Source organism: Kineococcus deserti, assembly GCF_050871945.1.
In the GTDB taxonomy this organism is placed as follows: Bacteria; Actinomycetota; Actinomycetes; order Actinomycetales; family Kineococcaceae; genus Kineococcus.
Genome location: NZ_JBJLSI010000028.1, coordinates 20,442 through 32,379, shown reverse-complemented (window position 1 = coordinate 32,379; position 11,938 = coordinate 20,442). Strand labels below are relative to the sequence as shown.

The window sequence follows — 11,938 nt, the reverse complement described above, 5'->3', positions numbered from 1 at the left end:
GGCCCGGTCGCCCCGGTCCGCCGAACCCTGCGGGTCACACCTTGCGCAGCCGCACCTGACGCACCGAGTGGTCCGGACCCTTCTGCAGCACGCAGGTGGCCCGGCCGCGGGTGGGCAGGACGTTCTCGACGAGGTTGGGCCCGTTGATCTCGGCCCAGATCTGCCGGGCCCGGGCGACGGCCTGCTCGTCGGTCAGCGCGGCGTACCGGTGGAAGTACGACTCCGGCTTGGAGAACGCCGTGCGGCGCAGTTCCAGGAACCGGTCGACGTACCAGTTCCGCACGTCCTCGGTGCGGGCGTCGACGTACAGCGAGAAGTCGAAGTAGTCGCTGACGGCCACGCCCTGGGTCCCGTCGGCGCGCACGCGCGCCGGCTGCAGGACGTTCAGCCCCTCGACGATCAGCACGTCCGGCTGGCGCACGACGATCTCGGCGCCGGGGACGATGTCGTAGACCAGGTGCGAGTACACCGGGGCGCTCACCTCGGGCACCCCCGACTTCACGGCCGCCACGAACCGCAGCAGCGCCCGCCGGTCGTAGCTCTCGGGAAAACCCTTGCGGTGCAGGATGCCGCGGCGTTCCAGCTCGGCGTTCGGCAGCAGGAACCCGTCGGTCGTCACCAGTTCGACGCGGGGGGTCTCCGGCCAGTGCGCCAGCAGTTCGCGCAGCACGCGGGCCGTGGTCGACTTCCCCACGGCCACCGACCCGGCGATGCCGATGACGAACGGCGTGCGCCGGCCGCCCTCACCCAGGAACGTCGAGGTCGCCGCGTGCAGCGACCCGGCGGAACGGTCGTACAGCGTCAGCAGCCGGGACAGCGGCAGGTAGACGTCCTCGACCTCGCGCAGGTCCACCCGGTCACCCAGACCGCGCAACCGGGACACGTCCTCGGCCGTCAGCGTCAGCGGGGTGCTGGCGCGCAGCGCGCTCCAGTGCGCCCGGTCCAGGACGACGTAGGGGGTGGGGGAGCTCGGCGGGGCGGTCAAGGAGGGAGGTGCGCCCGTGCTCACCGTCGTGAGGCTACCTGGCGTGCACCGGTGCAAGATGACCGGGAGCAGGTCCCGCGGACCGTACCCTCGATGGCATGTGCGGAATCGTCGGGTACGTGGGGGCTGCCCAGCAGGGCACCGATGTCGTTCTGGAGGGGCTGCGCCGCCTGGAGTACCGGGGGTACGACTCCGCCGGCATCGCCACCGTCACCGACGGGGGCGTGGACGTGCGCAAGAAGGCCGGCAAGCTCGCCAACCTCGTCGAGCTCCTGGGCGCCGACCCGCTGCCGCAGGCCGCGACGGCCATCGGCCACACCCGGTGGGCCACGCACGGCGGGCCGACCGACGAGAACGCCCACCCGCACGTCGGGGTCGGCGGGAAGCTCGCCGTCATCCACAACGGCATCGTGGAGAACTTCGCGACGCTGCGCGCCGAGCTGCTCGCCGACGGTGTCGAGTTCACCAGCGAGACCGACACCGAGGTCGTCGCCCACCTGCTGGCGCGGGCGTACACGGGCGACCTGACCGAGGCGATGCGTCTCGTGTGCGCGCGCCTGGAGGGCGCCTTCACGCTGCTGGCCGTCCACGCCGACGCGCCCGACGCGATCGTCGGCGCGCGCCGCAACTCCCCGCTGGTCGTGGGGCTGGGCGAGGGCGCGAACTACCTCGGGTCCGACGTGGCCGCGTTCATCGCGCACACCCGCGAGGCCCTGGAGCTGGGCCAGGACCAGATCGTCACCATCACCCCCTCGTCGGTCAGCGTCGTCGGGTTCGACGGAACCCCGACCCAGGGGCGCCACTTCCACGTCGACTGGGACGCCGCGGCCGCGGAGAAGGGCGGCTACCCGTCCTTCATGGCCAAGGAGATCCACGACCAGCCGCAGGCCATCGCCGACACCCTGCTCGGGCGGACCGACGTGAACGGCCGGTTGCAGCTGGACGAGATGAAGATCTCCGAGGCCGAACTGCGCAGCGTCGACAAGATCGTCGTGATCGCCTGCGGCACCGCGGCGTACGCCGGCCAGGTCGCCAAGTACGCCATCGAGCACTGGTGCCGCATCCCCGTCGAGGTGGAACTGGCGCACGAGTTCCGCTACCGCGACCCCGTCGTCTCCGAGCGCACCCTCGTCGTCGCGATCTCCCAGTCGGGCGAGACGATGGACACCATCATGGCCGTGCGGCACGCCCGTGAGCAGGGCGCGAAGGTCCTGGCGATCTGCAACACCAACGGCTCGACGATCCCGCGCGAGTCCGACGCGGCGCTGTACACCCACGCCGGCCCGGAGATCGCGGTCGCCTCGACCAAGGCGTTCCTGGCCCAGATCACCGCCTGCTACCTGCTGGGCCTGTACCTGGCCCAGCTGCGCGGCAACAAGTTCGCCGACGAGGTGAGCACCGTCCTCGCGCAGCTGCACGAGATCCCCGGCCAGGTCCGCCAGGTCCTCGAGGGCCTGGAGCAGGTCCGCGAGATCGCCCGGTACATGGCCGACACCCGGTCGGTGCTGTTCCTGGGCCGGCACGTCGGCTACCCGGTGGCGATGGAGGGTGCGCTCAAGCTCAAGGAGCTCGCCTACATCCACGCCGAGGGTTTCGCCGCCGGTGAGCTCAAGCACGGCCCCATCGCCCTCATCGAACCCGGCCAGCCGGTGTTCGTCGTCGTGCCGAGCCCGCGGGGCCGGGACTCCCTGCACGCCAAGGTCGTCTCGAACATCCAGGAGGTCCGCGCCCGCGGCGCCCGGACGCTGGTCATCGCCGAGCAGGACGACACCGCCGTGGAGCCGTTCGCCGACGTCGTCATCCGCATCCCGAAGACCTCGACCCTGCTCTCGCCGCTGCTGGCCGTGGTGCCGCTGCAGGTGTTCGCCTGCGAGCTGGCCACGGCCAAGGGGCTGGACGTCGACCAGCCGCGCAACCTGGCCAAGTCCGTCACCGTCGAGTGAGCCTCCCGGCGCCGCGGTGACCCCGCCGTCCGGCGGCGCGGACCCTCGTGGGAACGTGACGCCGGCGGGAGGGGCCCCGTGGCACGGCGTGGAGGGATGCGCGGATGATCATCGGGATCGGGATCGACGTCGTCGACGTCGCCCGCTTCAAGCGACAGGTCGAACGGACGCCGCTGCTGCTGGAGCGGCTGTTCGGCGACGGGGAGCGCGGGCTGCCGGCGGAGTCGCTCGCGGCCCGGTTCGCGGCCAAGGAGGCCGTCGCCAAGTCGCTGGGCGCACCGGTCGGGCTGGTCTGGCGCGACGTCGTCGTCGAACGCGACGCCGGGCACCGGCCCGAGATCGTCGTGCGCGGCAGCGCCAAGGAGATCGCCGAGGGGATGGGCGTGACCACGTTCCACCTCTCGCTCTCGCACGACGCGGGCATCGCGACCGCGATGGTGGTCGCCGAGAGCCTGTGACGTCTGGCGCCCGCCCCTGATCGCGGGGAGGCTGGGAGCGTGATCACCGCGCACCTCGTGGAGGACGTCCGCCGCGCCGAGCTGGCCGCGATGGCCCGGCTCCCGCCCGGCACGCTCATGCAGCGCGCCGCCGCCGCCCTCGACGTGGCGTGCGCGCAGGCGCTGCGGGACGCCACCGGCGGGATCGTCGGGCGCGCCGTCGTCGTCCTGGTGGGCTCGGGCGACAACGGGGGAGACGCGCTGTTCGCCGCCGGCCGGCTGGCCCGCCGCGGGGCGGCCGTCACCGCGCTGAGCACCGCCGAGCGGGTCCACGACGAGGGCGCCCGGGCCGCCCGGCGCGCCGGCGTCCGCCTGCGCGCCTGGCGGGCCGGTGACGAGGACGTCTGCGCCGCAGCGGACCTGCTGATCGACGGGATCGCCGGCATCGGGGGTCGCGGCGGACTGCGCCCGCCCTTCGAAGGTCTGGTCGCCCTGGACGGCCCGGTCGTCGTGGCCGTCGACATCCCCTCCGGCCTGGACGCCGACAGCGGCACGGTCACCGGCGAGGTCATGGCCGCCGACCTCACCGTCACGTTCGGCACGGCCAAACCCGCCCACCTCCTCGGTCCGGCCGCGGGGCTGTGCGGCCGCCTCCTGGTGGTCGACATCGGCCTGAGCGACCTGCCCGCCCCCGCCGTCGAACGCGTCGAGCCGGCCGACGTCGCCGCCCGCTGGCGACGCGCCCGGCCCACCGACGACAAGTACTCCCGGGGCGTGGTCGGCGTCGTGGCCGGGGGACCGGACTACACCGGCGCCGCCGTGCTGGCCGTCGAGGCCGCCGTCCGCGCCGGCGCCGGGATGGTCCGCTACCTGGGCCCCGAGCACCCCACCGAGATCGTCCGGCAGCGCCGCCCCGAGGCCGTCGTCGGCGCCGGCCGGGTCCAGGCGTGGGTGCTCGGCCCCGGGGTCTCCCCGGACGACCCCGCCCAGCAGCGCATCCGCGAGGCCCTGGCCTCGGGAGAGCCCGCCGTCGTCGACGCCGGCGCGCTGGCCGACCTGCCCGACGCGCTGGGGCCGCAGCACGTGCTGACCCCGCACGCCGGTGAACTGGCCCGCCTGCTGGGTGCCTGGCGCGCCGACGTCGAGGCCGACCCGTTGCGGCACGCGCGCCGCCTGCACGAGCGCACCGGCGCGACCGTCCTGGTCAAGGGATCGGTCACCACCGTGGTCGGGGACCGGGTGCTGACGGCGGCCGCGGCGCCGGACTGGTTGTCCACCGCCGGGGCCGGTGACGTCCTGGCCGGGATCCTCGGCGCCGCCCTGGCGGGCCGGCCCGGGGGCGACCCCGCCCAGACCGCCGCCGACGCCGCCGTCCTGCACGGCTGGGCGGCCACCCTGGCCTCGGCCGGTGGGCCGCTGTCCGCCCTCGACGTCGCCGACGCGGTCCCCGCAGCCCTCACCAGCCTGCCGGGATGGGACGTCCGGGCCTGAGCCGGGGCGGGTACCGTCGGAGCGTGCAACCCCGACCCGGCGTGCCCGCTGAGGCAGTCGTCGACCTCGCCGCGATCACGCACAACGTGGGCGTCGTGCGCCGGCGGGTGGGTGCTGCTGCGGTGATGGCCGTCGTGAAGGCCGACGCCTACGGTCACGGCCTGGTCCCGGTGGCCCGCGCGGCGCTCGCCGGCGGCGCGACCTGGCTCGGCGTGGCCCACGTGCACGAGGCGCTGGCCCTGCGCGAGGCGGGGGTCGAGGCCGACGTGCTGGCCTGGATCCTCACCCCCGGAACCGATCTGGTCCCCGCCGTGCGCGCCGGGGTCGACGTCTCGGTCGCGGCCGTGTGGGCGCTGGAGGCGGTCGTGGCCGCCGCCCGCGCGACCGGCCGGCGGGCGCGCATCCACCTCGAGGTCGACACCGGGATGTCCCGCGGCGGCGCCTCGCCGGCGGAGTGGCCCGCGCTGCTGGACGCCGTGGCCAAGCACGTCGAGGCGGGGGCCGTGCAGGTCCGCGGCACCTGGGCGCACTTCGCCAGCGCCGACGTGCCCGGGGACGCCTCCGTCCCGGCCCAGCTCCAGGCGTTCGAGGACGCCCTGCGCACCGCGCGCGAGCACGGCGTCGACCCGGGGCTGCGCCACCACGCGAACTCGGCGGCGGCCTTCTTCGTGCCCTCCGCGCGCTACGACCTCGTGCGCGCCGGGCTGGCGGTCTACGGCCTCAGCCCGGCCCCGGAACTGGCCACGGGCGCCGACCTCGGACTGCGACCGGCCATGACGCTGGCCGCCCGGCTCGCCCACGTGCGCCGGGTCCCGGCCGGGGCCGGCGTCTCCTACGGCCTGACGTACACCGTGGCGCGCGAGACGACGCTCGGCCTGGTGCCGGTCGGCTACGGCGACGGCGTCCCCCGGCACGCCTCCTGGAACGGGGAGCACTCCGGGGAGGTCCTCGTCGCGGGCGCGCGGCGGCGGATCGCCGGACGGGTCTGCATGGACCAGGTCGTCGTCGACCTCGGGAACGACGTCGCCGCACCCGGCGACCCGGCCCTGGTCTTCGGGCCCGGCGCCGACGGCGAGGCCACGGCCGACGACTGGGCCGCGGCGGCCGGGACGATCTCCTGGGAGATCGTCACCCGCATCGGCTCGCGCGTTCCCCGCCGGTACGTGGGGCCGACCGGCGGGGACGTGGCGTGAGGCCTGCCCTGCGCGTCGCCCGCCGGCACCGTTCCGGTGCGCGCCGGGAGGAACTGCAGCCGCTGGTGGGCGAGGCCGTCGAGGTCGTCACCGACGACGGCGCCCGCCTGCACGTGGAGGTCGACCCCGTCGACCGCGCCGACCGTTCCGACGCCCCGACGGTCGTCTTCGTCCACGGGTACGCGCTGTCCAGCGACAGCTGGCACTTCCAGCGGCTGGCGCTGCGCGGCCGGTACCGCCTCGTCCTGCCCGACCTGCGCGGGCACGGGCGGTCCGGGCGCGGGCCCGCCGGCCTGCTGGACGTCGCCCGGCTGGCCGACGACCTGGGGCAGGTGCTCGACGCGGTCGTGGGCCAGGGGTCCTTCGTCCTGGTCGGCCACTCCCTGGGCGGGATGACCGTCATGGAACTGGCCGCCCGCCGCCCCGACCTGCTGCCCCGGCTGGACGCCGTCGCCCTGGTCACCACCAGCGCCGGCGGGCTGGCCGCGGTCGACCACGGGCTGCCGCTGCTGGGGCACCACCTGGTGCACTGGGCCGAACTCGCCCTGGAACGGGCCGCCGGCCGCTACGAGCCGCTGGAACGCAGCCGGCGCCTGGGGGCCGACCTCGAACAGCGCCTGGTGCGGCACTGGAACTTCGCCGGCCCCGTCTCGCCCGAACTGGTCCGCCTCACCGCGCGGATGATGGCCGGAACCCCGACCGACGTCATCGCCGACCTGCTGCCGGCGTTCGGGACGCTCGACGTGCGGGAGGCACTCGCGGGCCTGGCGGGCCGGCCCGTGCTGGTGCTGGCCGCCGAACGCGACCTCATGACGCCCGCCGCGCACGGCCGGCAGATCGCCGACGCGATCCCCGGCGCCGAGCACGTCCTGGTCCGCGGGGCGGGCCACCTCATCATGCTCGAGCACCCGACCGTCGTCACCGCCCGGCTGGAACGGCTGCTGACCCGTGCGGGAACCCCGTCGGCCGCGGCGGCCGACGAGGTCGTGGTCCCCCTGCCGGTCCGGTCCCGACGGAGGTCGCGGTGAGCACAGCGGAACTCGAACTCGACCTCGAACTGGGCACCCCCGAGGAGACGGCGGAGTTCGGTGCGCGGCTGGGGAGGCAGTTGCGCGCCGGTGACCTCGTCGTGCTGGCCGGGGACCTGGGGGCGGGCAAGACGACGTTCACCCGGGGCCTGGCCGACGGGCTCGGGGTGCGCGGCCCGGTGACGTCCCCGACGTTCGTCATCGCCCGCGAGCACCCCTCGCTGGTCGGTGGGCCGGTTCTCGTGCACGTGGACGCCTACCGGCTGGGTTCGCTGGCCGAGGTCGACGACCTCGACCTGGACACCGCGGCGGGTGAGGCCGTGACGGTCGTGGAGTGGGGGCGCGGGCTGGTCGAGGAACTGTCCGGCGAACGCCTCGAGATCGACCTGCTGCGCCCGCACGGGGCCGCGCAGACGCACGGGGAACTGCTCGTCGAGCCCCGCCGCGTGCGGGTTCGGGGGATCGGCGCGCGCTGGGCGGGGCTGGACCTGTCGTGACGTCCCCGACCGAGCTCGCCGAGCGGACCGGGGACGACCGGGTGCGGGGTTTCTCCCGCCACCACGACCCGCGGCCCCGGACGGGGGTCCTCGTCCTGCACGGGTTCACCGCGACCCCGCTGACGGTGGCGGGCTGGGCCGAGGAGTTCGCCGCGGCGGGTTTCGACGTCGAGGTCCCGCTGCTGCCCGGTCACGGCACGACGGTCGCCGACTGCGACCGCACGACGTGGGCCGATTGGCTGGACGCGGCCCGTACGGCGTTGCACCGGCTGGCCAACGAGCGGGTCGTGGTCGCCGGGACCTCGATGGGCGGTGGGCTGGCGCTGCGGCTGGCGCAGCTGGAACCGGACCGCGTGCACGGTCTCGTCCTGGCCAACCCGGCCGTCGCACTGCACCCCGCGCGCGCCCTGGCCGTCGCGACCCTGGGCCGGGTGCTGCCGGGCTGGCCCGCGATCGCCGGCGACCTGTGCGACCCCGACGTCGAGGTCCTGGCCTACGACCGGACGCCGCTGCGCGCCCTGGTCTCGCAGACCGGGGGATGGCGTGACGTGCGCCGGGACCTGGGGCTGGTCCGCCAGCCCGTCCTGCTGCTGCGCTCGCGCGTCGACCACGTCGTCCCGGCCCTGTCGGCGCGCACGGTGCTGGCCGGGATCGCCTCGCAGGACGTGACGGAGGTGGTGTACGCCAACAGCTTCCACGAACTGACCTCCGACCGGGACGCCCCGGCCGCCTTCGCCGCCTCGGTCCGCTTCGCGCGGCGCACCACCCACGAGGGGTCCGCCTAGACTCCTGGCGTGCTCCTGCTCGCCATCGACACCGCGACCGACGGCGTGGCCGTCGCCGTCCACGACGGGAACCGGGTCCTCGCCGCCACCCGCGCCGGTGACGCCCGGCACCACAACGAGGTGCTGGTCCCCACCGTCGCCGCCGTCCTGCAGGAGGCCGGGCGGGAGCGCACGGAGGTCACCGACATCGCGGTGGGCGTGGGACCCGGCCCGTACACGGGCCTGCGCGTGGGGCTGGCCACGGCCCGCACGCTGGCGCTGGCCTGGGGCGCCGCGGTGCACGGGGTCTGCTCGCTGGACGCGCTGGCCGCGCAGGCCGTCGCCGAGGGACTGGGCGGGGAGTTCCTCGTCGCCAGCGACGCCCGCCGCCGGGAGGTGCACACGGCGCGCTACGTCGCCACCGACGCCGGGGTGCGGCGCACGGCGGGACCGGACGTCGTGGCGCCCGCCGACGTGCACCCCGACGTGCCCGTGGTCGGTGCCGGGACCCGGCTGTACCCCGACGTCCTGGGCCCGGTGCGCGCACCGTTCGACGTCGACGGCGGCGCGCTGGCGCAGCTGGTCGTCGACGGTCTCGCCGGCCGGGGGACCTGGGAGCTGCTGCCGCCGGAGCCGCTGTACCTGCGTCGCCCCGACGCCACGGAACCGGGAGCGCGCAAACGCGTCACGGCGTAGGTTGACCCGGGTCCCTCGACGAGGAGGTCCCGCCGTGTCCGACCACGCCGTCGACGCACCCGGCGAACTGCGGTCCGCCATCAGCCACGCCTCGCGCCGGCTGATGCCGATGATCGTGGTCCTGTACGTCGTCTCCTTCCTCGACCGCACCAACGTGGGCTTCGCCGAGGACGCCCTGGAGCTGGACCGGGGGATCTCCGACGCCGCCTACGCCTTCGGGGCGGGGGTCTTCTTCATCGGCTACGCGATCTTCGAGATCCCCAGCAACCTGGCGCTGCGCCGGTTCGGCGCGAAGGCGTGGCTGGCGCGCATCGCCATCAGCTGGGGGCTGGTGTCGGCCTGCTTCGCCTTCGTGCAGGGCGAAACGTCGTTCATCGTGCTGCGGTTCCTGCTCGGGGTCGCCGAGGCCGGACTGTTCCCGGGCATCATCATGTACCTGTCCGAGTGGTTCCCGAACCGGGAACGGGTGCGGATGTTCGCGATCTTCTACCTCGCGCAGCCGTTCTCGCAGATGGTCGGAGCCCCGCTGTCCGGGGTCCTCATCGACCTCGGGAACGCCGTCGAGGGGATCGCGGGCTGGCAGCTGATGTTCGCGGTCGAGGGGCTGCTGGCCGTCGTCGCCGGGATCGCGGCGATCTTCTTCCTGGTGAACTCCCCCGAGGACGCGAAGTTCCTGTCGGCCGGGCAGAAGTCCGCCTTGCGCGAGGCCATGGCCCACGAGGACACCCTGCGCACGGCGGACGGTCCCAGCGGGGTCTGGGCGGCCATGCGCAACGGCCGGGTCTGGTACTTCACGGTGATCTACTTCTGCCTGCAGGTCGCCGTCTACGGCGTCACGTTCAACCTGCCGACGCAGGTGTCGGGGCTGACCGGCCGCGAGGTCGGCTGGCAGGTCGGGCTGATCACCGCGGTGCCGTGGTTCGTCGGGATGTTCGCCTGCTACCTCGTGGGCCGGCACGCCGTGACCGTCGTCCGCCGGCGGCGGTGGGGAGCGTGGCTGTTCGTCAGCACGGGGGTCTTCGTCATCGGCTCGGCGTGGGCGGGGGCGAGCGGCTACGCGCTCGTGGGGATCGTCTGCATCACCGTCGCGGTCTCCTCGTTCCTGTCGATCGGCCCGATCAGCTGGTCGTACCCGACGGCCTTCCTCACCGGCGCGGCCGCCGCGGCGGGCATCGGGCTGATCAACTCCCTGGGCAACCTCGGCGGTTTCGTCGCCCCGATCCTGCGTTCGCGAGTGGCCTCGGCCACGGAGTCGGACGCCCTGGGCGTCGCGGCGCTGGGGGTCCTGCCGTTCGTGGCCGCGGTGCTGATGTGGGGGACGCGGAGGTTCCGGCTGCGCGCCGACCGGCTGCTGGAGGTCCGCGACGAGGGAGGAGAGCGTGCAACCGGTTGACCAGACGCTTGCGGTTTGACAACTCCGCCGAGGCCAGGCTTTTCTATCGAATATCACGGTGGTTGCTGTGAGCATCTGAGCCTCGAAGTGGAGCACAGGCATGTCCGACGCCGGTACCGCGCACGACCGGTTGCACTCACCCGTCCTGGCCTCGGCCGTCTCCAAGGCGTCCCGGCGCCTGATGCCGATGATCGTGATCCTCTACGTCGTCGCCTTCCTCGACCGCACCAACGTGGGTTTCGCCGAGCAGGCGCTGGAGGTCGACCGGGGGATCTCCGCCGCGGCGTACGCCTTCGGCGCCGGCGTGTTCTTCGTCGCCTACGCGATCTTCGAGATCCCCAGCAACCTGCTGCTGCAGCGTTTCGGGGCCAAGGCCTGGCTGGCGCGCATCGCCATCACCTGGGGTCTGGTCTCGGCGTGCTTCGCCTTCGTCCAGGGCGAGACGTCGTTCATCGTCCTGCGCTGCCTGCTGGGCATCACCGAGGCCGGGTTGTTCCCCGGCATCATCATGTTCCTGGCCGAGTGGTTCCCCAACCGCGAACGCGTCCGCATGTTCGCGATCTTCTACCTGGCACAGCCGTTCTCGCAGATGATCGGCTCGCCGCTGTCCGGCGCACTGATCTCGATCGGGAACCGGACCGACTGGGTCACCGGCTGGCAGATGATGTTCGCCGTCGAGGGCCTGCTGGCCGTCGTCGCCGGCATCGCGGCGTTCTTCTTCCTCGTCAACTCCCCGCAGGAGGCGACGTTCCTCGACGAGGACGAGAAGCGCGTCCTGCGCGACGTCATGACCGACGAGAACGTCGTCAAGGACGTCGACGGCCCCAGCGGTGTGTGGGCCGCCATGCGCAGCGGGAAGGTCTGGTACTTCACCGCCATCTACTTCTGCCTGCAGATCGCCGTGTACGGCGTGACGTTCTTCCTGCCCAGCCAGGTCTCCGGGCTGCTCGGCCAGGACGTCGGCTGGCAGGTCGGGCTGGTCACCGCGATCCCGTGGTTCGTCGGGATCTTCTCCTGCTACTACGTCGGCAAGCACGCCGTGACGGTGGCCCGCCGCCGCACCTGGGGCGCGGTGCTGTTCGTCACCACCGGCGTCTTCATCCTCGGGTCGGCCTGGGCCGGTGCGAACGGGTTCGCCCTCGTGGGCATCGTGTTCATCACCCTGGCCGTGGCCTCCTTCCTCGGCATCGGCCCGATCACCTGGTCCTACCCGACGGCGTTCCTGTCCGGGACCGCGGCGGCGGCCGGCATCGGCCTGGTGAACTCCCTGGGCAACCTCGGTGGGTTCGTGGCCCCGAACCTGCGGGCCTGGATCGTGGGCGCGACCGGTTCGGACGCCCTGGGCGTCGCCGCGCTGGGCGTGCTGCCGTTCCTGGCGGCCGTGCTCATGCTCGGGACCGCGCGGTTCCGCCTGAGCGCCGACACCCTGCTGCAGGCCGACCAGGCGCCGCAGGAACTGCCCGACGGCAGCGCCACCCGCTGACCCGTGACCCGTGGACCCCGGTGGCCGA

At 74.0% G+C, this 11,938-nt stretch carries 11 protein-coding genes; 10 read left to right on the top strand and 1 reads right to left on the bottom strand.

Annotation, left to right across the window (positions count from 1 at the left end; translation table 11 throughout):
- Nucleotides 1-34 precede the first annotated feature (34 nt).
- Nucleotides 35-1,009, bottom strand: a complete 975-nt coding sequence (gene coaA, locus ACRYR2_RS18720) for a type I pantothenate kinase (RefSeq protein WP_432564409.1) — start codon at nucleotides 1,007-1,009, stop codon at nucleotides 35-37.
- A 74-nt stretch (nucleotides 1,010-1,083) separates the two neighbouring features.
- Here coaA and glmS point away from each other — a divergent pair, with 74 nt between their 5' ends.
- From glmS to ACRYR2_RS18670, 10 genes are all read left to right on the top strand, one after another.
- Entirely contained in the window at nucleotides 1,084-2,928 is a 1,845-nt protein-coding gene (gene glmS / locus ACRYR2_RS18715) for a glutamine--fructose-6-phosphate transaminase (isomerizing) (RefSeq protein ID WP_432564408.1), read from the top strand.
- A gap of 104 nt (nucleotides 2,929-3,032) precedes the next feature.
- Nucleotides 3,033-3,386: a holo-ACP synthase gene (locus tag ACRYR2_RS18710; RefSeq protein ID WP_432564407.1), complete on the top strand. Its 354-nt coding sequence runs from the start codon at nucleotides 3,033-3,035 to the stop codon at nucleotides 3,384-3,386.
- Between the two features lie 39 nt (nucleotides 3,387-3,425).
- Nucleotides 3,426-4,856: an NAD(P)H-hydrate epimerase gene (locus tag ACRYR2_RS18705; RefSeq protein WP_432564406.1), complete on the top strand. Its 1,431-nt coding sequence runs from the start codon at nucleotides 3,426-3,428 to the stop codon at nucleotides 4,854-4,856.
- Between the two features lie 23 nt (nucleotides 4,857-4,879).
- Nucleotides 4,880-6,049, top strand: a complete 1,170-nt coding sequence (gene alr, locus ACRYR2_RS18700) for an alanine racemase (RefSeq protein ID WP_432564405.1) — start codon at nucleotides 4,880-4,882, stop codon at nucleotides 6,047-6,049.
- Nucleotides 6,046-7,077: an alpha/beta fold hydrolase gene (locus tag ACRYR2_RS18695; RefSeq protein WP_432564404.1), complete on the top strand. Its 1,032-nt coding sequence runs from the start codon at nucleotides 6,046-6,048 to the stop codon at nucleotides 7,075-7,077. The genes alr and ACRYR2_RS18695 overlap by 4 nt, the downstream gene beginning before the upstream one ends.
- Nucleotides 7,074-7,574, top strand: a complete 501-nt coding sequence (gene tsaE, locus ACRYR2_RS18690) for a tRNA (adenosine(37)-N6)-threonylcarbamoyltransferase complex ATPase subunit type 1 TsaE (RefSeq protein WP_432564403.1) — start codon at nucleotides 7,074-7,076, stop codon at nucleotides 7,572-7,574. The genes ACRYR2_RS18695 and tsaE overlap by 4 nt, the downstream gene beginning before the upstream one ends.
- A complete protein-coding gene (locus ACRYR2_RS18685) occupies nucleotides 7,571-8,359 on the top strand; it encodes an alpha/beta hydrolase (protein WP_432564402.1) in 789 nt (262 codons plus the stop codon). The genes tsaE and ACRYR2_RS18685 overlap by 4 nt, the downstream gene beginning before the upstream one ends.
- Nucleotides 8,360-8,368: 9 nt before the next feature.
- Complete coding sequence (gene tsaB, locus ACRYR2_RS18680) at nucleotides 8,369-9,034, top strand: tRNA (adenosine(37)-N6)-threonylcarbamoyltransferase complex dimerization subunit type 1 TsaB (protein WP_432564401.1); 666 nt, start codon at nucleotides 8,369-8,371, stop codon at nucleotides 9,032-9,034.
- A 34-nt stretch (nucleotides 9,035-9,068) separates the two neighbouring features.
- Complete coding sequence (locus ACRYR2_RS18675; protein ID WP_432564400.1) at nucleotides 9,069-10,427, top strand: MFS transporter; 1,359 nt, start codon at nucleotides 9,069-9,071, stop codon at nucleotides 10,425-10,427.
- Between the two features lie 100 nt (nucleotides 10,428-10,527).
- On the top strand, nucleotides 10,528-11,910 hold the full coding sequence (locus ACRYR2_RS18670) for an MFS transporter (RefSeq protein ID WP_432564399.1): 1,383 nt from the start codon (nucleotides 10,528-10,530) through the stop codon (nucleotides 11,908-11,910).
- Nucleotides 11,911-11,938 lie beyond the last annotated feature (28 nt).

Excerpts from the sequence above, each read along its gene's own strand:
- glmS (WP_432564408.1), top strand. The coding sequence starts at position 1,084 with ATGTGCGGAATCGTCGGGTACGTGGGGGCTGCCCAGCAGGGCACCGAT.
- ACRYR2_RS18710 (WP_432564407.1), top strand. The coding sequence starts at position 3,033 with ATGATCATCGGGATCGGGATCGACGTCGTCGACGTCGCCCGCTTCAAG.
- ACRYR2_RS18670 (WP_432564399.1), top strand. The coding sequence starts at position 10,528 with ATGTCCGACGCCGGTACCGCGCACGACCGGTTGCACTCACCCGTCCTG.